Origin of the sequence: Mesobacillus campisalis (assembly GCF_000986785.1) — a bacterium.
In the GTDB taxonomy this organism is placed as follows: domain Bacteria; phylum Bacillota; class Bacilli; order Bacillales; family Cytobacillaceae; genus Mesobacillus_B; species Mesobacillus_B campisalis.
This window is the reverse complement of the sequence record NZ_LAYY01000034.1, coordinates 15,958-38,066: the sequence shown is the minus strand read 5'-3', so window position 1 is coordinate 38,066 and position 22,109 is coordinate 15,958. Positions and strand designations below refer to the sequence as shown.

18 protein-coding genes and 1 rRNA gene are annotated in these 22,109 nt (G+C 45.6%); 7 read left to right on the top strand and 12 right to left on the bottom strand.

Going from position 1 to position 22,109, the window contains the following annotated elements; genetic code table 11:
- Positions 1-476, bottom strand: a 16S ribosomal RNA gene (locus WQ57_RS20085); the annotation flags it as partial.
- 390 nt (positions 477-866) lie between these two features.
- On the opposite strand from WQ57_RS20085, the gene WQ57_RS25810 reads away from it, so the two are divergent.
- Both WQ57_RS25810 and WQ57_RS20075 read left to right on the top strand, forming a co-directional pair.
- The gene (locus WQ57_RS25810; protein WP_052948837.1) at positions 867-2,516 is read left to right on the top strand and encodes an ATP-binding protein; all 1,650 of its coding nucleotides are present in this window, start codon (positions 867-869) and stop codon (positions 2,514-2,516) included.
- 183 nt (positions 2,517-2,699) lie between these two features.
- Positions 2,700-3,920, top strand: coding sequence for an MFS transporter (locus tag WQ57_RS20075; protein WP_046525556.1), 1,221 nt, complete (start codon positions 2,700-2,702; stop codon positions 3,918-3,920).
- Positions 3,921-4,040: 120 nt separating this feature from the next.
- Here WQ57_RS20075 and WQ57_RS20070 read toward each other — a convergent pair whose 3' ends face one another.
- The 3 genes from WQ57_RS20070 to WQ57_RS20060 form a co-directional block, all read right to left on the bottom strand.
- A complete protein-coding gene (locus WQ57_RS20070; protein ID WP_046525555.1) occupies positions 4,041-5,735 on the bottom strand; it encodes a glycerol-3-phosphate dehydrogenase/oxidase in 1,695 nt (564 codons plus the stop codon).
- Positions 5,736-5,843: 108 nt separating this feature from the next.
- A complete protein-coding gene (gene glpK, locus WQ57_RS20065; RefSeq protein ID WP_046525554.1) occupies positions 5,844-7,334 on the bottom strand; it encodes a glycerol kinase GlpK in 1,491 nt (496 codons plus the stop codon).
- A 273-nt stretch (positions 7,335-7,607) separates the two neighbouring features.
- Positions 7,608-8,153, bottom strand: coding sequence for a glycerol-3-phosphate responsive antiterminator (locus tag WQ57_RS20060; RefSeq protein WP_046525553.1), 546 nt, complete (start codon positions 8,151-8,153; stop codon positions 7,608-7,610).
- A 193-nt stretch (positions 8,154-8,346) separates the two neighbouring features.
- Here WQ57_RS20060 and WQ57_RS20055 point away from each other — a divergent pair, with 193 nt between their 5' ends.
- Positions 8,347-8,694 (top strand): hypothetical protein, encoded by a 348-nt coding sequence (locus WQ57_RS20055; protein WP_046525552.1) that lies wholly within the window; start codon positions 8,347-8,349, stop codon positions 8,692-8,694.
- Positions 8,695-8,741: 47 nt separating this feature from the next.
- On the opposite strand, the gene WQ57_RS20050 is transcribed toward WQ57_RS20055, so the two are convergent.
- From WQ57_RS20050 to WQ57_RS20040, 3 genes are all read right to left on the bottom strand, one after another.
- Entirely contained in the window at positions 8,742-9,503 is a 762-nt protein-coding gene (locus WQ57_RS20050; protein WP_046525551.1) for an alpha/beta hydrolase, read from the bottom strand.
- A 197-nt stretch (positions 9,504-9,700) separates the two neighbouring features.
- A complete protein-coding gene (locus WQ57_RS20045) occupies positions 9,701-10,261 on the bottom strand; it encodes a sugar O-acetyltransferase (protein WP_046525550.1) in 561 nt (186 codons plus the stop codon).
- Positions 10,262-10,284: 23 nt separating this feature from the next.
- Positions 10,285-11,373, bottom strand: coding sequence for an AbrB family transcriptional regulator (locus WQ57_RS20040; RefSeq protein ID WP_046525549.1), 1,089 nt, complete (start codon positions 11,371-11,373; stop codon positions 10,285-10,287).
- 234 nt (positions 11,374-11,607) lie between these two features.
- Here WQ57_RS20040 and WQ57_RS20035 point away from each other — a divergent pair, with 234 nt between their 5' ends.
- The 3 genes from WQ57_RS20035 (at position 11,608) to WQ57_RS20025 (ending at position 15,985) form a co-directional block, all read left to right on the top strand.
- On the top strand, positions 11,608-12,810 hold the full coding sequence (locus tag WQ57_RS20035) for an ROK family transcriptional regulator (RefSeq protein ID WP_084820335.1): 1,203 nt from the start codon (positions 11,608-11,610) through the stop codon (positions 12,808-12,810).
- 81 nt (positions 12,811-12,891) lie between these two features.
- Positions 12,892-14,499, top strand: a complete 1,608-nt coding sequence (locus WQ57_RS20030) for a glycoside hydrolase family 43 protein (RefSeq protein ID WP_046525548.1) — start codon at positions 12,892-12,894, stop codon at positions 14,497-14,499.
- Between the two features lie 331 nt (positions 14,500-14,830).
- Positions 14,831-15,985 (top strand): endo-1,4-beta-xylanase, encoded by a 1,155-nt coding sequence (locus tag WQ57_RS20025; protein ID WP_046525547.1) that lies wholly within the window; start codon positions 14,831-14,833, stop codon positions 15,983-15,985.
- 49 nt (positions 15,986-16,034) lie between these two features.
- On the opposite strand, the gene WQ57_RS20020 is transcribed toward WQ57_RS20025, so the two are convergent.
- From WQ57_RS20020 to xylE, 4 genes are all read right to left on the bottom strand, one after another.
- Positions 16,035-16,793 (bottom strand): polysaccharide deacetylase family protein, encoded by a 759-nt coding sequence (locus tag WQ57_RS20020; RefSeq protein WP_046525546.1) that lies wholly within the window; start codon positions 16,791-16,793, stop codon positions 16,035-16,037.
- Between the two features lie 248 nt (positions 16,794-17,041).
- Positions 17,042-17,701 (bottom strand): ThuA domain-containing protein, encoded by a 660-nt coding sequence (locus tag WQ57_RS20015; RefSeq protein WP_046525545.1) that lies wholly within the window; start codon positions 17,699-17,701, stop codon positions 17,042-17,044.
- Between the two features lie 12 nt (positions 17,702-17,713).
- Positions 17,714-18,427, bottom strand: coding sequence for an SDR family NAD(P)-dependent oxidoreductase (locus tag WQ57_RS20010; RefSeq protein WP_046525544.1), 714 nt, complete (start codon positions 18,425-18,427; stop codon positions 17,714-17,716).
- A gap of 51 nt (positions 18,428-18,478) precedes the next feature.
- Positions 18,479-19,894, bottom strand: a complete 1,416-nt coding sequence (gene xylE / locus WQ57_RS20005) for a D-xylose transporter XylE (RefSeq protein WP_046525543.1) — start codon at positions 19,892-19,894, stop codon at positions 18,479-18,481.
- Positions 19,895-20,316: 422 nt separating this feature from the next.
- On the opposite strand from xylE, the gene WQ57_RS26775 reads away from it, so the two are divergent.
- Positions 20,317-20,469, top strand: coding sequence for a hypothetical protein (locus tag WQ57_RS26775; protein WP_156183190.1), 153 nt, complete (start codon positions 20,317-20,319; stop codon positions 20,467-20,469).
- Positions 20,470-20,537: 68 nt separating this feature from the next.
- Here WQ57_RS26775 and WQ57_RS20000 read toward each other — a convergent pair whose 3' ends face one another.
- Entirely contained in the window at positions 20,538-22,097 is a 1,560-nt protein-coding gene (locus WQ57_RS20000) for a SagB family peptide dehydrogenase (RefSeq protein WP_046525542.1), read from the bottom strand.
- Positions 22,098-22,109: the final 12 nt, after the last annotated feature.

Sequence of the window (22,109 nt, the reverse complement as noted above, 5' to 3'; positions counted from 1 at the left end):
CAGTTACTCCGGTACTTGTTCTTCCCTGACAACAGAGCTTTACGACCCGAAGGCCTTCTTCGCTCACGCGGCGTTGCTCCGTCAGACTTTCGTCCATTGCGGAAGATTCCCTACTGCTGCCTCCCGTAGGAGTCTGGGCCGTGTCTCAGTCCCAGTGTGGCCGATCACCCTCTCAGGTCGGCTACGCATCGTGGCCTTGGTGAGCCGTTACCTCACCAACTAGCTAATGCGCCGCGGGCCCATCTGTAAGTGACAGCCGGAGCCGTCTTTCAGCATTCCCTCATGTGAGGGAATGAATTATCCGGTATTAGCCCCGGTTTCCCGGAGTTATCCCAGTCTTACAGGCAGGTTGCCCACGTGTTACTCACCCGTCCGCCGCTGACCATCGGGAGCAAGCTCCCGAAGATCCGCTCGACTTGCATGTATTAGGCACGCCGCCAGCGTTCGTCCTGAGCCAGGATCAAACTCTCCAATAAAGAGTATGAGTAAGCTCATAATTTAAAACGTTGGCTCGTGAATCTCTATTATATAGAAGAAACACGATAATATTGTTTGTTGACGCTTGTTTGTTTAGTTTTCAAAGAACAATTCATTTCAATGTCGTCATCAGCGACAGAATCTTATTATAAAGTGTCATCTCAACTTCGTCAATACTTTTTTAAAAAATGTTTCGGTCAAAGTGATTCGATCATTGCATTGTGTGTGCCGCTGAAGCAGCTAAAACAGAATAACATCCTTTACTTGGTTAATCAATAGAAAATTATCCCACTGCCAGTTTAAATGCGGCAAAAAGATTTATATTATTTTCACATGGTCTAATGTTAAAATGAGAATGTAAACTTTACCCATTTCGAGGTGGTCCTTAGATGCAGGAAAACGAACCCTATTATATAACCGAATCTAAAATAAAGTGCAAATTACGAGGAATGAAGCCGGACGAAATTCCCGGACCTCGAAAGATAATGGCAAATAATGAACTTGTTCAAAAGAGAAAAGAATACAGCGAGATATTGTCGGTTGTCTGTTATTTTTCAAAAAAGGTTCTGGATTCATTAATAGGAACTCCGATATTAATCATTGTTTCTGATTCACACGGATATTTGTTAGATATCGCGGGCAACGATATCATAAAGTCTACGATTGAAAAATTAGGAATTCAGATAGGCAGCCATTTTACAGAGGAAGATGCCGGAACAAATGTCATTAACCTAACTCTCCAGCAAAAACACCCAATCAGTTTGATTGGCAAAAACCATTATCATGAGTGCCTTCACGATATAGCATGTTATGGAGCCGCTTTTCATTATACGGATGAAGAACAACTGCTGGGCACCATCAGTATCATGACTCCTATATCGTTCCAAAACCCAATGCTGCTCACCATGTTGGCCCAGGTGGTAGAATCCATTGAGCGCGAACTGCTCCTTCGAAGTCAAAACCGGAAATTGAATATGTTGAATCAAATCCTTTTAAGCACATCTCGAAAAGGGATTGTCATTACCGACGAAAAAGGATTCATTCTCGAGTTTAACGAATTCGCCCGAGAAATTTTCAACCGAAAAAAAGGTTCAATTATTGGGAGGAGCATTTATAATATGGCTCTTCCCGGTGAGTACTGCAAACAAGTACTCGAGCTTGAATTGAAGTTTGAAAATGAGGAAGTTCATTACATTAATAAAAATGGGGACAAAATCATTTTCCTATTAGACGCGCAGCCCATCTATGAGGGAGAAAAAGTGGTGGGAGCTTTTGGCCAATTCAGGGACATCACTGATCGCTATCTAATGGAAGAAAAAATAAAAGAGGCAGAAAAGGAAGCTCTAGCCGGGCGGATTGCTGCGGGTATTGCACATGAAATCAGGAATCCGTTGACGACGGTCAGAGGCTACTTGCAATTTTTGAAAACAGATATGGAAGATAGCACAGCAAGGCTGTTTTCCAATGTATTGATCCCGGAGATTGATCGCGCCAATAAAATTATCTCCGACTTCCTTAGCATAGCAAAACCTTCTTTTCGAGCTGTTGAGCCAATACGGGTGAATGAGTTTTTACTAGGCTATCTCTTTAAGTTTCTAAATAGTGAGGCATTGCTGCATAATGTAGAAATGGATATCGTAATAGACCCCGAAACGAGTGATTTATCCATCCTCTGTAATCGTGAGGAGCTGCTGCAGGTTTTCATTAACCTCTTTCAGAACTCATTACAGGCCAAAGGCGCAGCAGCATTAAGAATAAAAGTTTCAACAAAGCTGCTTGAATCTCGGGTCCAATTTGTGTTTCATGATAATGGCAAAGGAATTCCCGCTCCGGCCCTCTCCCATATTTTCGAACCATTCTATACTACTAGAGATGAAGGCACAGGGCTTGGCTTATCCGTTTCACGTAAAATTGTCGAAAATCATAACGGAAGCATCCAGGCAGCAAGCAGTGAAAATGGAACTACGTTTGTTTTGGATTTTCCTGTTATCCCACAAAGCGTGGACAGCCTATTAAAAAAAGAAAAAACTTTAGTATAAAAGACGGCGGGACAGAGGTACATCAAACAGCCTCACCCCTCCGTCTCCAATTAGACCTCGCTCCTGCTCTCGCTTTAGTACGGGAACTTACAAAAGAGTGCCTGACCCTCAATGCATTAACGCACCAGAGGGTGCCTGACCCTCTTTAGTAGGGTAAAGAGATTATGAAATGGGGGTTGTGATATGGCGTATATTGAACCTGCGACTGTGGAATATAGGCGTGCGAGGATTGCTCTGTTCATTGCTGGTTTGGTACCTTTTATGATGATTTACACTACGCAGCCGACAATGCCCCTTTTTGCGGAAGAATTTGGTGTTTCGGCTCCGGCTGCAAGTTTAACTCTGTCACTGTCAACTGGGTTTCTTGCGTTCACATTGTTGGCAGCAGGTTCTTTCGCTGATTTTGTCGGGTTGAAAAAAATCATGGTTGCTTCCATGATTCTCACATCTCTAATGGGAATACTTTCTGCAGCAAGTCCCAATTTTTATACACTGTTGCTTTTGAGAGCACTGCTTGGCATTTTCGTTGCGGGAGTCCCTTCAATTGCGATGGCCTATATAGGCAGGAGCTTCAATCCGCTGAATACCACCATGATCATGGGCTTTTATATTGCCGGTTCGAGTATTGGCGGTATGTCTGGGAGGATTTTAACCGGCGTTTTGACCGATTTGTTCACATGGAGAATTTCCTTTGCATTGATTGGAACTGCCACCTTGATTTTAAGTCTGGTGTTTTGGCGCACCCTTCCCACACAGCAGCGGATTACAGGCAAAAAACCAGAGTGGAGCTCCATGTGGAAGGCGTATAAATTTCATCTGGCAAATAAACATTTAAACTCCCTGTTTGTACTGGGTTTCCTGTTAATGGGCAGCTTTGTCTCAATGTACAACTATATTGGCTTCCTGTTGACCAACCCTCCCTATAGTCTAAGCCAGACCGTGATCGGCTTTATTTTTATCGTTTATTTATTCGGGACATTCAGTTCCATCTATATAGGAAAGAAAGCAAACCAAATTGGCTCAATACCGGCTTTAAAATTGTCCTTTGTTATTACGATAACAGGTACCGCATTCACTTTATTTCCGTACCTGGCCTTGAAACTGCTTGGTCTTTCCGTTTTTACCTTTGGCTTTTTTGCGAGTCACTCGATTGCCAGCTCTCTTGTAGCCGAAAATGCTGAGAAACACACGGCCCAAGCTTCTTCGCTATATTTGCTCTTCTACTATCTTGGGTCTTCGATTGTTGGATCCATTGGAGGTTTCTTTTGGGATCACTTCAACTGGACAGGTGTTATTTTATTTAATCTAGTTTTGCTAACCGCAGGGCTTATCCTGGTATCCATTCGCGGCAATTTGAACGCGTCATCCAGTTACAGGCACGGTTATGCAAAAAATTCAAATTGAATTCCGCCTTCTCATAAGGCCATTAAAAACCCCCATTTTTAGCAGGAACGGGGGTTTTATCTAACGAATTGCATATTAATATCTTTTTAAGATGATTGACTCCAATCAGCAAGTTTATGGTCATTCTTCAGGAGTAGTGGCTTTGTGCATTTCCTCCTCCAGTTCATTCACATGTTTTTCTATTTCGGCTGCCGTCCAATTAAATGCATCTGCCATATATGCTGTGACAGCTTCCCTTGTCAGGCGGACATTTTCAATATCAAACAGCAGGTCCCCAGTTCTTCTAAAATAAAAATCAACAAGGGTAGCGGCCCATTCCTGCTCTATGGCATACACGAGTTTGGCATAGGTGCCCAATGGGATGGAGTAATTCTCAACGTCTGGTCGTCCCCGGCTCGCCAAGTCAAAAACAGCAGTTGCGTTCGAGCCGTAGAAGGCGGCAAGGTGCTTGGCCTCCTCTTTTGAAAATCCAGCCTCCATGCCTTGGACTGTGGCGGATTCAATGAATGCCGCAAACTTCCCGGACCCGCCGAAATCTCCTCCCGATATCGGTAGTTGCTTCGTTCGCGCTGGCGGATAACTCTTGCCTTCTTCTGCTTGAAGCTTCTTCGCCACAAGATCTACAATGGTTTCAGCCATTTTCCTGTAACCGGTCAATTTTCCGCCGGCAATGGTGATAAGCCCAGTATGTGATTCCCAAATTTCATCTTTCCGCGAGATTTCCGAAGGTCCTTTTCCTTCCTCATGAATGAGTGGCCTGATTCCAGCCCAGCTCGACTCCACATCTCCCTGGGAGGCCTTTACATCAGGGAACATATAATTAATCGCATTGATTAAATAATCCATATCGCTCCGGGTCATCTTTGGATCGGCTTTATCCTGATCGTAAAAAGTATCCGTGGTGCCAACATAGGTTTTTCCATTCCTTGGAATGGCAAACACCATCCTCTTGTCAGGAGTATCAAAATAAACAGCCTGTTTAAGCGGAAACCGGGACTGGTCGATGACAATATGGACCCCTTTGGACAAAATTAATGTCTTGCCTTTCCTGGATCCATCCTTCTCTCGAATCGTATCGACCCAGGGACCTGCTGCATTGATAATCTTCCTGGCCTGTACCCGGTATTCCTCCCCCGTCAGCTGGTCTTTCACAACCACTCCCGTCAGCACGCCATTCTCGATAATCAGTTCCTCTGCCTTGGAATAGTTTAGTGCCGCGGCTCCGTTTGCAACCGCAGCTTTCATGACTTCCATCGTCAGCCTTGCATCGTCGGTGCGGTACTCTACATAATAGCCTCCGCCTTTTAGTCCCTGCTTTTTTACAAGCGGCTCTCTCTGAAGCGTTTCCTCCCTGGACAGCATTTTCCGGCGTTCACTTTTTTTGACCCCCGCCAGGAAATCGTACACCTTTAGGCCAATCGAGGTGGAGAAGCTGCCGAATGTGCCTCCCTTGTGGAAAGGCAGCAGCATCCATTCAGGGGTTGTTACATGCGGACCGTTTTCATAAACTATCGCCCTTTCCTTGCCCACTTCGGCCACTACCTTGATGTCCAATTGCTTTAGATATCGAAGGCCGCCGTGAACAAGTTTGGTTGAGCGGCTTGATGTACCTGCTGCAAAATCCTGCATATCGACAATGGCTGTTTTGATTCCGCGTGTCGCCGCATCCAAGGCGATTCCAGCGCCGGTGATTCCTCCGCCGATTACGAGCAAATCAAATGTATTCTGTTTTAAATGGGAAATGATTTTGGTGCGTTTTAGATTTGTAAACACATTATTTCCTCCTTGAACAGGAAAAGAGACCGCAAAGAACATTACCTTACTAGCGGTAATGCTTTGCGGTCTCTCCAGATCTCCTGCCGATTTATTAACTTATTAATAGTGTATCAGATTTTTCAATAAAATGAAATATTTGTGTTCCGCTTATTTGAATGCCATTGCAGCCTTCACCGCTTTTTGCCAGCCGTCATACAGTCTGTTGCGTTCTTCCTCCGGCATGCTAGCTTCAAAGGCTGTGTCAATGGCCCACTGGGCAGCGATTTCCTCCTTGCTTTCCCAAAACCCAACGGCAAGGCCTGCCAGATAGGCAGCTCCCAAAGCCGTTGTTTCACTGACAACCGGCCTTTCGACGGGAACATTCAGAATGTCGCTCTGGAATTTCATCAGGAAATTATTCCGGACCGCACCGCCGTCGACACGAAGAGTCTTCAGTTCAAGTCCAGCATCGGCCTCCATTGCCGCTAAAACATCCTTTGTCTGGTAGGCCAGTGATTCCAAAGTGGCACGGACGAAATGCTCTTTGCTGGTCCCGCGGGTCAATCCGAAAACCGCTCCCCGCACATCGCTGTCCCAGTAGGGAGTTCCTAGCCCGACAAAGGCCGGAACAACATAGACTCCCTCCGTTGATTGGACTTTGTCGGCATATCCTTCACTGTCTTTGGCGCTCTTCAGCATCCTCAGCCCGTCCCGCAGCCATTGGATCGCTGAGCCGGCTATGAATATGCTCCCTTCAAGAGCATAGTTGACTTTGCCATTCAAGCCCCAGGCAAGGGTCGTTAAAAGGCCATGATCCGACCGAACCGCCTTTTCACCAGTGTTCATCAGCATAAAGCAGCCCGTGCCATACGTATTTTTGGCCATGCCTTCTTCAAAGCAGGCTTGGCCGAATAGTGCAGCCTGCTGGTCACCAGCGGCGCCGGCAATCGGGACTTCCTTGCCAAAAAAGTGGTAAGCCACCGTTTTTGCATAAACTTCAGAAGATGGCCTTACTTCAGGAAGCATGGAAGCAGGAATACCCAAAATGTCCAAAAGTTCTTGATCCCATTTTAAGTCGTAAATGTTGAACATCAGCGTCCTGGATGCATTGCTATAGTCCGTAACATGCGCACTGCCCCCAGAAAGCTTCCAAATGAGCCATGTATCGACCGTACCGAAAAGCAGCTTTCCCTCTTCAGCCTTTTGTCTCGCACCCTCTACATTGTCAAGGATCCACTTTACTTTTGTACCGGAGAAATAGGCGTCAATCAGCAGTCCTGTTTTTTCCCTGAAAAGGTCATTGTAGCCTTTATCTTTCAGCTCATCGCATATTGTGCTTGTCTGCCGCGATTGCCAGACAATGGCATTATAGACGGGAACCCCGGTTACCTTATCCCATACCACCGTGGTTTCCCGCTGGTTTGTTATGCCTATTCCCGCTATCTGCTCCGGCCTAACATTTGATTCAGATAAGACACCGGCGATGACAGCCAGAACGGAGCCCCAAATCTCGCTCGCACTATGCTCCACCCAGCCCGGCTTAGGGAAATGCTGCGTGAACTCCTTCTGGGCCATATGAGCAATCTCCCCCGCTTTGTTAATCAGAATCGCCCTCGTACTAGTCGTCCCCTGATCCAAAGATAAAATAAACTTCTCCACAAAAAATCCTCCCCCGCATTAAAGCTTTCCCCCACTAACGGGTGCCTGACCCCACGTACAGTAAAGCGTTACACCACTGACGTGTGCCTGACCCTGGCAAAAAAGAATGGGAAGTTCACAGCAGGCGCTCAAAAAATCTGGCGTGTCTGTGTGAATCTCCCCATCTCCTTCACGTTTCTTAACTTGTTACCTGCAGTATAAATAATTTTGAAAGCGCTGTAAACGGTTTTGCCTTATATTTTCTTTTTACAGCATGCCAATAAAGAATTCTGCCTACGAGTAATACTTCCAAATATCCTTTTGCGATGTGGTGACTGCAACGGCACCAGCATTTAAGGCATTTTCCACATCTTCCACGCTGCGGATGAACCCCCCGGCGAAAAGGGGAATCCCCGCCACTTCCCTCACTTCCGCAATCAAATGAGGCATTGCCCCAGGGAGGACTTCGATAAAGTCAGGCTGTGTTTTTTTAATCAGCTTATAGCTTTTCTCCAGTGCATGTGAATCAAGCAAAAATACCCTTTGTACGGCCAGGATTCCTTTCTGCCTTGCCTTTAGAATGACATTGGATTTAGTTGAAATCAATCCATATGGCTTGTACTCCTGGCAGATAAATTCGGTGGAGTAATCATCACTTTTGATGCCCTGGATCATGTCGACATGGTAAAGCATCTTCTTGCCATGCGCCTCGGCCATGGCACTTACATTCTTCAGCTGGGCGACATGCATCTCGAGAAATACGCCTAATTCATAAGGGCTTGTTAAGAAGCGCTCAAAATCCTTCATATTTGAACAAGCAGGGAGAATTTTTTGATTCATCTTTCTCAACCTCTTCCGTTACTATGTATCCATGATAGATGCTAACTACAAAAATAACAATCAGGAACTAGACATCATTGTCATCCCCGGGCCTATAGGTGAATACAGGAAAAGTCCTGGAAAAAGCTTTTTCGTTTAATCTCCCTGTTCCTGGGAAATATGCTTAATAAACAGAGAACTGAGGAGTGATCAAATGGGTAAAAATAAAAACAAACTAAAAGACAAAGCGATGAACGCAGTGAGCAAAGTCAAAGCCAACATAAAGGAAGCCTACTACCAGCTGGCGGATATCCCTTCCGCGACCGTACAGCAGCTGGCGGATTTTATCAGAACCCATCCAGACACACAAGTCAGCAAAAAGGAGCTGCTTGGCATCAGCTATTCATTTTACAAGCTGCAGGCTGGAAATGAAAATTTCTATTTGGAAACTAATGGTTCCCGCGTCTTGCAGCTCGATGGCTATGCGAATGGAGAGCCATTCGTCTCCTATCGCTCCTACCGTGATTCGTATGATTTAAATACACCGATAAAATTGAATTAACAGCAAAAAGAAGCAAGCCAGCTGCCTTGCTTCTTTTTCCATTCTCCCTATGCCTTCACAATCCGGGCAATCCGCTGCTGCATGAACATGTGGGTTTCCTCGGCAATTTGCTCCTTGTCATTGTCCATGCTCGCAACATGGTAAGAGTTTTGCAAAACAATCATTTTCTTTGTAGTTGATTTAATATTCCCCATAATATAGTCGGTGTTTTTGGGCGGGACGACATTGTCGACCGCCGACTTGATTGCCAATACCGGGCAATGAACTTGGGCCAGCACAGCCGGCGTCTTATCCATAATATTTTGCAGCTGATGGATCGCTTTTAACGGAACTTTATCATAGGTGATTTCAAATACATTCTCAGCCTTTATATCCGGCTTCCCTTCACCAAGGTACCTTGGCGAAGCTGCATTTCTTAAATACTCGTACGATGGAAGACTTAATGCTGCATTGATTAAAATGATACCGTCTATTTCACGATACTTGCTGGCCAGCCACAAGGTTAAAGCTCCACCCATGGATTGGCCCATCACGAATATGGTCTTGCACCGCTTTTTCAGGTCCAGGTACGCCTTTTCCAACGAGGCAAACCAGTCTTCCTCCGTGCATTTCTCAATATCCAGATAGCTTGTGCCGTGGCCCTTCAACCTTGGAGCGGAAACTGTATATCCATAATTGGCGAGCTTCTCACCGAGGAACCTTACACTTTGGGGCGTTCCAAGGAACCCATGGGAAATCAATATGCCTATTTCATTTCCTTCTATATAAAGCGACTCTGCTCCACTAATCACCGGGAATCTTTCGTGCATGATGATTTCCTCCTTGTGCCTTTTTAGGACGGGTTTCAATTTTAATTATTCCGATTGGTTAAGTATGGATTAAAGTTACCATGAACTCCACCTTATTGCAAGCATTATATTTTGCGACTTGCCCGACAGCCGCCTTTCGTGTCACATTCATTGACATAAAAAATCCCGGCTTCACCTCGGAAGCAGGAATTTTTAACTTAGATATCAATTTGCCTGATGATTTTCGCCGGATTCCCGCCGACCACAACATTTTCCGGAACATCCTTGGTGACGACCGCCCCTGAAGCAATGACAGCATTATCGCCGATCCTTACTCCCGGATTGATAATGGCTCCCCCGCCGATCCAGACATTGTTCCCAATAATCACCGGCTTTCCATACTCGCGACCTGAATTCCTTACATCAGGGTGCAGCGGGTGTGTCGCCGTGTATATATGTACGCCAGGTGCCAGCATGCAATTGTCCCCGAAACGGACTTCACATACATCAAGGATGATGCAGTCAAAGTTGGCATAAAAGTTTTCACCTGTGTGAATATTGTAGCCGTAATCACATCGGAAGGAGGGTTCAATGTTAATGTTCTCTCCCGTAGAACCGAACAAGGATTTAAGGAGATTTGCCCTTGTTTCGGTTTCTGTCTCCAGCGATTGGTTGAAAAGACGGACTTGCCGCCTTGCATTTTCACGGTCCTTAACCAGTTCCGGATCGGCCGGATTATACATTTCACCATTCATCATTTTTTGTTTTTCGGTTTTCATGGACAAAACTCCTTTGAGTCATTTCATGGTGTCCGGGCAATTCCGGCTCTGATTTTCTGCTTCTGTCTCTTCTTTATCCACCGTTGCAAAAGCGGAACAACAATAAACAAGATAAACAATAGCCTGAACAATTGGTAGCCGCTTACCATCGACAAATCAGCCTTAACGACGGCAGCGGTCAACCCCATTTCAGCAATGCCGCCCGGTGCCATGCCAAGGAAGGCCGTCGCCAGTCCCATGGAGGTGACAGAGACCAAGGCCAGGGCAATCAGCAATGAGGCAACAACCAGCAGTACACTGCCTCCAATCGAAACGAGGCCAAATTTGCGGATATTTCCAAGCATTTGCGGATGAACATTCAGTCCGAGGTTAATTCCCATTACAATCTGGGAAAGCACAATGACCAGCGGCGGCAGTTCTGGTGCATGCCCGCCGCCCACAATCGAGACAAGGGCGACACCAATAAGTGGGCCGGTGAGGATGCTGTTTGGCAATTTGGCCTGTTTCGCTGCGATGTACCCTAGTAAAGCGGCCAAGATATACCCCATATACCGTAGCAATCCGGCATTCTCCCCAGTAGGCAGCAGCGCCTGGGATCCCTCATGGCTGCTCTCGATTCCATATACTGTTAAAAACGGTACCAATAGGACAACGGATAAAAGGCGAATCACTTGTAAAAAGACCACGATGGTCTGGTTGATCCCCTTCATTTCCCGGCTGATGACCAGCATTTGCGCCAGCCCGCCGGGCACACTCCCCAGGACCGCGCTCTCAAGATCAAGTTTGGCACTGCGGGCTGTCACCAGGCCGAGCCCGATGGAAATGGCAAGCGTAAGGATGGTTCCGGCCAGCATGAAAGGGAAGTGTCTGACCACCTGCACAGCGGCTTCCTTTGTAAAGGCAGCTCCCAACATATAGCCTAATATAAGCAAAGCAGCGGTAAAAAGCCAGCGAGGCATATAAAATGATGTTTTCGCCACAATCTGCCCGGCCGACACCGCCAATAGCGATCCTAAAAGCCAGGGCAGCGGAACGTGGAGACTATTGAATAAAAGGCCCGCCAGAATGGATAGGCCCAATGCGGTCAAAAAAGACTTCCACTTCTCATCCATATTTATCCATTCCCCCTTCTCCTGAACTAACCAATTTGAAGGTCGCTCAAATAAACTGAATATTTATCATTATAGCATGATGGGAAGATAAGGAAATATCAACCGCTCTTCCCTGACCCAGAAGAGTGAACAGCAAAGAGAAGTTATAACATCGTTTGTCTAGCGAATAAACTAAGTATATAATAGGTTAAGTACATGCTATACTATAAAAAGAGAATGAAAGAGGTGAAACGGTTGAAAGCCAATAAAACATGGAATCAGCATGTTGTAAAAGTGGAAAATAAAACGCTCGTTCTTGAAAAAATCATCGAGCACTCCCCCATTTCGAGGGCAGATATCGCGGGGATAACGGGATTGAATAAAGGAACTGTTTCTTCATTGGTAAACGAATTGATTATTGAAAACCTGATTAATGAGTCAGGGCCAGGAAAATCCAGCGGAGGACGCCGCCCAGTGATGCTGCATTTCAACCAGTTGGCAGGGTATTCAGTAGGAATTGACCTGGGAGTCAATTATATTCTCGGTGTCCTGACAGATTTAAATGGAAATATTTGCGTGGAAAAACAGACAGGATTCACCGGCCTGGACTATGATGAAATATTAATGGAATTATTCCATATTATTGATGCTCTTATTGCAGCTGCTCCAAAGAGCCCATATGGGATTGTCGGAATAGGAATTGGCGTTCCCGGGATTGTCAATAAGGAAAATGATATCCTTCTGGCTCCAAATCTCAACTGGCGGAATGTTCATTTAAAACCGGCGGTGGAAGAAAAATATGGGGTGCCTGTCATTATTGAAAACGAAGCGAACGCAGGGGCATACGGCGAGAAAAAATTTGGTGCCGGCAAAACCTTTGATAATATCATCTATGTTAGTGTGGGCGTTGGAATCGGTGTGGGCCTTATTTTAAATGGTAAGCTTTATCGCGGCAATAATGGATTTTCCGGCGAGCTCGGCCATATGACAATCGACGTAAATGGGCCAACATGCGAATGCGGAAACAGAGGATGCTGGGAGCTTTATGCTTCTGAAAAGTTTTTACTGCAAGAAGCACGGTCAGCTGGCCTGAAAAATGGTGAGGAGGAGAACAATGCTTCCCTGCAAACCATCATTGAATTGGCAAAAACAGGAGATGCCAAGGCCCTCGATGTATTGGATAAGGCAGGAAGATATCTCGGTGTCGGAATCAATAACATTATCCATGCCTTCAATCCGGACCTGGTGATTATCGGAAACCGCATTGCCTCGGCCAAAACATGGCTGATCCCCCCTATACACCAATGGATAGAAAATCAGACGCTTTGGTTCAGCCAAAAGGACCTGAAAATCAGCTTCTCCGATTTGCTGGCCTATTCCGCCGCTTTAGGCGTTGCCGCTTTTGCTACGGAACAGTTTATAAAAAGCAGCCTGAGCGACGAGGCTTCCGCCCTCTAGGGGCCATCTGTTTTCCAGGATGGCCCTCCCCATCTTGGTTTGTAAGCGTAATCTTTTATAAAATCACTCGAGGTGAATGTAATGTCAACCATCCAGAACCCTATTTTAACAGGGTTTAATCCAGATCCTTCGATTTGCCGTGCGGGCGAAGACTACTATATTGCCGTTTCCACTTTTGAATGGTTTCCCGGTGTCGGCATCTACCATTCCAGGGATTTAAAAAACTGGCGTCTCGTTTCAAGGCCGCTAAACCGCCTCAGCCAGCTGAACATGATGGGCAATCCCGACTCGGGCGGCATCTGGGCCCCTGCCCTTTCCTACAGCGACGGAAAGTTCTGGCTGATTTATACTGATGTAAAAGTAACGGAAGGCCAATGGAAAGACGGCCATAACTATCTTGTTACCTGTGACACAATTGATGGTGAATGGTCCGAGCCGATTCATATGAACAGTTCGGGATTTGACCCTTCCCTATTCCATGATGAGGATGGCAGAAAATACTTCGTCAACATGATGTGGGACCACCGATACGGCCATCATAATTTTTATGGTATTGTTCTGCAGGAATACAGCGTCGACGAGAAAAAGCTGGTCGGCAAAAAACAGGTTATTTTCAAAGGAACCGATGTTAAGCTGACCGAAGCGCCTCATTTGTATAAAATCAATGGCTATTATTATTTATTGACGATTGAAGGCGGCACAAAGTACGATCACCAGGCAACCATTGCACGTTCAAAAGACCTCTGGGGGCCATATGAGGTACATCCGGAAAATCCGTTAATCACCTCGATGCCTTACCCGAGGAATCCTTTGCAGAAAGCCGGCCATGCTTCTATTGTCCAGACACATACGGATGAATGGTTCCTGGTCCACCTGACAGGCCGCCCGCTGCCAAGGGAAGACCAGCCTCTTCTGGACCCGCGTGGTTTCTGCCCGCTCGGCCGGGAGACAGCGATTCAGCGTCTGGAATGGAAGAACGATTGGCCATATGTGGTTGGCGATAACCAGCCTTCGCTTGAGATTCAGGGGCCGAACATCGAAGAAGTGGTTTGGGAACGGGATTATCCGGAAAAAGATGAATTCGATTCCGAAGACCTCAATCTTCATTTTCAAAGCTTGAGAATTCCTCTGGGAGAAGAAATCGTCTCGCTTAAAGACAATCCGGGACATTTACGCTTATATGGCCGTGAATCCCTGACTTCGAAATTTACCCAGGCTTTTATTGCTAGGCGCTGGCAGCATTTTAATTTTACGGCAGAAACGAAGGTCTCCTTCAGGCCTGAATCCTTCCAGCAGGCAGCCGGTCTGGTAAACTACTACAATACACAGAACTGGACCGCACTCCAGATTACCTGGCATGAGGAAAAAGGAAGAATACTGGACCTGACAGCAAATGATAATTTCAGCTACAGCCACCCGTTATTGGGGCAGGAAATTTCCATACCCCAGGATGTGGAATATGTCTATCTCAGAGTCGATGTGGAAACGAGTACTTACTCTTACTCCTACTCATTCGATGGCAAGGAATGGGACAGGATTCCCCATGCCTTCCACTCTTACAAGCTGTCCGATGATTATATCCAGGGAGGCGGATTTTTCACAGGGGCCTTTGTCGGAATGCAATGCCAGGATACATCAGGAGAAGGATTGCATGCAGACTTTGATTATTTTGTTTACAAAGATAAATAATGGATGTACAAAAGGGATGCCTGCGGCTTCCCTTTTTGTTTGCGGGCACTATAAATATGTTCAGAGGGTTATGGTTCAAATTACTCATGAATTCCTATTTCAATTAGGTCTTTTTTACTGAAAATACAAAAATATAAAAAATCTTTGTTTATCTAGTGGCTAAACAAAGTTTAGTGTTGCTATAATAGCAATAGGCCAGGTTACCGGTACATACAGTACAGCCTGATTTGGAAACCCTTACAAATCATAACTGGCTAAAACACTTTCAAGGAGGTTTGTGGACGTTTCTTTTTGGTAGCCTTTTCAAACCATAAAAAAGGAGATTGGTAGAATGCTAAAAGTGTTACGTAAACCACTTATTACAGGATTGGCCCTTGCGCTGTTGCTGCCTGCAGCCGGCACTGGAGCTGCCGCTTCCAATGCACCGGTCAGCGCCCTGGAAGCCGCGCCGCTTGAAGAAAGGTATAAAGATTCCTTCAACATCGGAGCCGCGATTGAGCCTCACCAGCTTGAAGGCATAAGCGGAGAAGTTTTAAAGAGACACTATAACAGCATCGTTGCGGAAAATGTCATGAAACCGATCAACATCCAGCCAGAAGAAGGAAAGTTCAACTTTGAAGAAGCCGACAAAATTGTCAAGTTTGCGCGCGAAAACGATATGGACCTTCGTTTCCATACGCTGATTTGGCACAGCCAGGTTCCTGATTGGTTCTTCCTTGACAAAGAAGGAAACAAGATGGTCGATGAAACTGATCCGAAGAAGCGCGAAAAAAATAAAAAGCTTTTGTTAAAGCGCGTTGAAACACATGTAAAAACCATTGTTAAACGTTATAAAGATGATGTGGACTCATGGGATGTCGTCAATGAAGTCATTGATGATTATGCGCCGAACGGCAAAGGCCTTCGAGAATCCCCATGGTACCAAATTACTGGCACAGATTATATCAAGGTGGCATTTGAAACGGCCGACCGCTTTGTCGGAAAAGATGCGAAGCTTTATATCAATGACTATAATACTGAAGTCGAAGTAAAACGCGACCACCTCTATAATCTGGTAAAAGACCTGCTCGACCAGGGTGTTCCAATTGACGGAGTCGGCCATCAGGCCCACATCCAGCTTGGCTGGCCCTCCCTTCAGCAGATGGAAGATTCTTTCAACAAATTTGCAAGCCTCGGCCTGGACAACCAGGTAACGGAGCTTGACGTAAGCCTGTACGGCTGGCCGCCAAGACCTGCCTACCCGACTTATGATGCGATTCCAGAAAGCGAGTTTGATCGCCAGGCTGAACGCTATGACCAAATCTTTGAATTGTACGAGCGCCTTGGCGACAAAATCAGCTCTGTCACGTTCTGGGGCATTGCTGATAACCACACTTGGCTGGACGACCGTGCACGCGAGTTCAATAATGGCGTTGGCAAGGACGCACCATTTGTATTTGATATCAATTACAATACAAAACCTGCTTACTGGTCGATTATGGATTAAAACAAAAAGAAATCAGCTCGAGTTTTCAGAGCTGATTTCTTTTTTTATGTTAGTAGCCTGTATTCACCATCCGGATGAAGTCTTCCATTGTGTGTTCCTGAAGAATCATAATCCGCGGAAGTTCGTAACGATCGCTCTTGTCCGTGCTTAGGCCGCCGCCGACTTTGAAAGCACCTTTGAAGCCAAGCTCCTTCAGAACCGAAATCGTGTCGGCATTGTAGTTTCCATAAGGATAGGCAAATACTTCAGTTGTCCTGCCAGTCAGCTCTTTAAGGGCTACGGTCGCGTTATTGATTTCTGCATATTGCTCCTCTTTGCTTAATTCTGCCAGGAATGGATGTGTCACTGAATGGTTCTCGATGTCGATTCCATTTTCCATCACCGTGAGAATCTCGTCAGCGGTCATGTTCCAGCTGCCATCGACCCAGTCGGAGACCGTGAACTGGGTCGCCTTCATTCCATATTTCTGCAGGATCGGATATACATATGGATAGAAATCATTCGAATTATCATCAAAAGTTATCAGAATTGGCTTGGAAGGCATCGCCGCCTTTTTGTCGAGAATGTTGAAGTACTGCTTCATCGTCAGTGTACGATACCCGTTCTCTTTCAGGTAAGCCATATGCTTTTCAAACTCTTCAAGGCTGAACTGCCAAGGATTTGTTGGGTCTGGATTCGGTTTTACCACATGGTAGAGCAGCACTGGTATTTCTACGTTTTCGCTCTTTTTGGCAGACACGGCAGAAAAGATTGAGCTTGAAGCGAGCAGCAGGAAACCAATGAAGAGCACTCCCATCATTTTTTTCATTTTAATACTTCCCTTCGATTGATTAATTGGTGAACATTTGTGCAAACATTGGCTCTCAACTTAGTTCGTGCATCGACTGAACTAAGAAAAGCCAAGAAACCAAAGTTTTTTCTTCCCTCCTTTTTAATGGAATGCTTGCCTCTCTATTTTACCATCCAGAATATTCAAACAACTATCAGACTAATTGCCTATTCACAGCATAATTCAGCAATGGCTTGCTATAAAAAAAGGACTGTGAATACAGTCCCTCATCCGTTAAAGCTTTTCTCCAGCAACCATTGGAATCTCTGAGTAAGAAGCATTCTAACATACTTGTTCAGCATTCCTTCCCTTGTATGTGCTGGTGTATAGCAGCAGACTTTTCCTTTTCCAAACAGATGCTTCCAGCCTGCGAGAGAATCCCCATGCACACCTGTACTCCATAGGTCCACTTCTGTGTTCCATTCATCACAGACTACAAAATATTGTTCATCCATAATCGTGAAAGAATCGTTTCCTGTTTTTTCGCCAACCTTAAGAAGATAAGTGACCTCCTGAAGTCCTGGAGGATGGTAGTCAAAGTATCCATGCAGCATCTTGATATAGCCTGATTCAACCGGATACCCAGCCAGGCCGGCATGCCAAGCAAGAATGCTTCCTCCCTCTTCTGCATAGTTAACAAGTTTTTGATCCAATTCTTCTGTCAGCCATGTATGTGCTGGATCTTCCTTTGGATTAAGCTGGTCCATTTTCGCATTGATAAACAAGTCCGGCTTTTCATCGAGAGCCTGTGATAATTGTTCATGAGACACATACTTGATTTGTATGTTCTCTTTATTGGGCAGCTTGGCAACCGCAGCTTCCAGGCCCGCCTTTGCTTCAGGTGCAGAATGATAGAAATCCCCCAGCAGTGCAGCAATTTTCACCATGTCCCCTCCTCCTTACCAGTTCATTTTATTCCCTTGATAGTCAATAAACATATGTTCATCGAGTGAAGGCGCTCTCAATATTTGGCCGGCGATGCCAGCAGCTGATTCAATCGCATCAATACTTGCATCCTCATTAAACTCTCCAAAAATATAGGATTTCACATAACCGGGATGGAAGGCAAGGACCTTGACTCCAAATTCCTTCAATTGATTCTGCATGATAGTCAGCTGCATATTCAGCGCAGTTTTCGACATGCAATAACCATACTCCTTTTGTCTCCAGGAATCGGCGAGACTCCCTGCTTCTGACGAAATGTTTGCCAGGATTTTATTATTTCCTTTTACTAGCAGCGGAATGACAGATTGAGAGACTCGAAGCGGTCCAAACGTATTGACTTCCATGAGCATTCTCATATCCTCATAGTGAAACTCGCCGAACAAGTCACCTGACCGGTCCTGCAGAATCCCGGCATTATTAATAAGAATATCCAGATGGCCTGCCTGTTCCTCTATATAGGCAGCAGCCTTGTCGACGGACTTCTGGCTGGTTACATCAAGCGTGATGAGATGCAATTTCCCCCCATTTTCCGTTTTCAGCTCATCAAGCTCAGGCCAATCCTTCATATACCTGCCCGCAAAGACGATAAAGCCAGATTGAAGGAACACCTTTGTTAAAGCCAGGCCGAGGCCTCTGTCTGCTCCCGTAATATAAACTGTTTTTTTCATGGTCGCCACTCACCTTCCAAACATTTAATTGAAAAAAGCTAGCAATGGAAACTAGGAAACTTCCTTTTGACGCTTGTCTGTCCACAGTTTTTCCATTTGTTCCAATGTCTTTCCTTTTGTTTCAGGAATCCACTTCCAGACAAACAGCGCGGAAAGAACACTCATCAGGCCATAAAATCCGTAAGTCATCCCGCCGCTGAACTCCATCATCATTGGATAGGTGGAGGATATAAAATAGTTGGCGGCCCATTGGGCGGCGACTGCAATGGCAACAGCCTGCCCGCGGATTTTGTTGGGGAAAATCTCCGAAATCAGCACCCAGCAGATTGGTCCCCAGGACATCATGAACGACGCTGTATAGATAATAATGAACACCAGCGTGCTTATGCCGATTACGTTGGCAAACGCCAGGCTGGCCACACCGAACATCCCTAAAGCCATCCCAATCGATCCAGTGATTAATAAAGGCTTGCGTCCCCACTTATCGACCGTATAAATAGCGACAACGGTAAAGATGACGTTCACCAGTCCCATTACAATCGTTTGCAGCATGGAGGCATCCTTGGCAGCTCCCATGCTTTCAAAAATTCGCGGAGCATAATAGAGAGCAACATTGATCCCGACAAATTGCTGGAAGACCGACAGCAGGATTCCAACCACAATGACCAGCTTTCCGTAAGCAAAAAGCTTTTCCGTTTTCAAACTGCCAGATAAAGAGATGCTGTGTTTAATCTCGCCGAGAATCGAATGCGCTTCTGTAGGACCATTGATTCTACTGAGGACGGACAAGGCCTTTCCATCCTGCCTCTGCATTGCTAGATAACGAGGTGTTTCAGGAACGAACAGCAGCAAAACTCCGAAAACAAATGCCGGTATTGCCTCGGAGGCAAACATATATCTCCAGCCGATATCATTAACCCACTCGATGGTTTGTCCATTGGCGATTCCCCAATTGACAAAATATACTACGAGCATCCCAAAAATAATCATAAATTGGTTAAAGGAAACCATCTTCCCTCGTATATCCGCCGGGGCAATTTCGCCAATATACATAGGCGTTATGGCTGAGGCTAAACCAACCCCGATTCCGCCGATGATCCGGTAGAAGTTAAATGTAATCAGCAAACCAAGAGTAGGATCCCCCTTGGTGAAAAAAAGGAACTCTGGGTACGCTGATCCCAAAGCGGAAACAAAGAAAAGGACCGCAGCCACAATCAGGGAATTTTTGCGCCCAAATTTAGATGCAAAAAATCCGGAAATCAGGCCGCCGATGATACAGCCAATCAAGGCGCTTGACGTCGTGGCCCCATGTGCAAGCGATCCCAATCCAAGCGGCTCAATCAAATAGGTCTGAATGGATTTTTCTGCACCCGAAATGACCGCAGTGTCATACCCAAACAGCAAACCTCCGATTGCTGCCACGAGTGTAAGCATGAAAATGTAGGTTGAATTTCTCTGTGTTTTCATAGTTGCTTAAGACAGATTCATAGTCTTCTTGAAGAAAAGTATCAGATAAGATGATATTTTGGACCCGCTTTCATTATAATGAAAACAGGAAACCACCATTTTAGCCTTCATATGAATCCGCCTTTCTCCCCCTTTCTGTACAAACCATTTTCTTTATATTGTATACCTCTTAGTTAGTTCGTGCAATCGATAAACTAAGTTCAAGTGATAAACATGACTTTCATCCTATATGACGGTCAAAAAATAAATCGCACTCAAACTACTAGAAAACAGCTGAAAGAAACCCTAATTAGCAGGACATTCACGGAATTGCAGATAAAATAGGGGTTTGACCAGCACGTACTTCTTGCCTCTGTCATAACTTGTCTAATATAAGGGGATGACAAAGCCCTTATTTATAAAATAGAATGGAGGGTTAACACATGGGACACAAAAAACATTGTACCGTAAGTCTTGTTGAGATTATTATTGCACTACTGCTGTTTTTGGCCCTTGTAATAGCGGTTTTGCTTGGTGCTCGCAAGGATGTTCGTGAATGTCTTGAAGAGTGCTTGGGTACTGCACTTTGCTTCTAATTTCGCATTGGTGTGATGCTTTAAGAGAACCCTCTTGAATATTCAAGAGGGCTCTTTCTTATTAAGGGTTAGCTATGAATTCCACCCCGCAGCCAGGCACGGGACCGATAGTGGCCAACCGGGATTTGAATCAAGCTTGTTTTATTTTGGACATGTAATTCATTGAGCTTATCTGCTAGATTAACATCAAAACCCAGGAGCGGATGTCCGCCTAATCCCAATGCTGATGCGGCCAAAAGCAATCTTTGTGTAAGCATGCCGGCCTCCATTTGCTGGATGCGATACCCTCTGTATCCCAATTCTTGAATAAGGTGGTCACGATTACCCGCTATATGGAAGCAGAGCGCCACCTGGAACATATTTACGTTTCCTGCCCTCAGCCCGGATTGCAGCAGACGCCGGCAATCTCCAAGGTTAATCTTCTCTAGTGAATGGTCAGCAACATTATAAGCGTATGTTCCGTCTCGAAGGCCCTCGACATTTACAAAACAGCCCAAAATTGTTAGACGTGTTCCACCATTTCCATGAAGATCATCCAGGTCATTACGGTAATGATACATAGCCGAAGCGTGCTGAAGAAGTTCGGCCAGCTCAGCTAACGTTATTTTACCCATCACAAAATCCATATCCGGTGAAAACCGTTTTTGGCAAAGGGATGCTAAATCATACGACCGCTGATCCGTGCGTGGCAGAGCAACCGACTGGCATCCGGCATTTTTAATTTCCCCCGCCTTCATTCTTCTAAAATATTTCGACGACTCCCACGTCGATGCTTCATTCATCTTCGTAAGCATGGGAAACGGCTTGATTCTTCGTGATTTTGTAAAATGACTAGTTTGAATTTCTGGAAGTTCCCTGCATAAAGCATCCGCAGATAAATCCGCCTTTCCTGCACACGACCATCTTGTAGGTTCTACACTAAGCGGGATTACTGCATAGACACTCTCTTCTTTTTCATCAAGTCCGAGAAGATGGTTGACCACTCGGTCCATGTATTGAAAATAAACCCCTGAAGAGAAGCCGAACACTTTTGATACCTCCAGCAGCTGTCCAATCAGCACACCGGCATCCAAGCCTTGCAATCGGTAAGAAAAGTTATTGTACTTATAGAAATTCTTCCAGAACATGGAAGAAATAAAAACGGTGCCAAAACAGGCTGACAGATCACAGCGCTCGCCCAGTGCCCGGGATATATAGGAATCAAAATTTCCCTCACGCAATAACACCAGGCAATGGCGGGCCGCATCATAATGATAGACCCCCGCGGGAAGACCATCCATCTTTAAGTATACATATAATTCGCTGGGATAAAGCGCCCCCCCTGAGGGAGCAAACCGGCGAAAATTCTGGTGGAGTTCAGGTCCTTCTTCTGTTGGAAATGCCGACTGTGAAATTTCCGACAGGCCGTAAACAAGCCATAGAAAATGACTGATTTTCCTTAGTGTTGGTGGTGCAGGCGAATCCTTCTTTTCAAGGGCAAGCGGAGTGTCGTGACATAATGGAAAAGCAGGCAAGCCCCGATAGAGTTTATAGGGCAGCGGAGCATCATCCCAATCCACTTCCCACCCGGGCGGGCTTGCCTTGTCAGTATCAAAATGAAGATAATGAAGAAAAGTCTCTATATCCATTTCCCTGCCCTC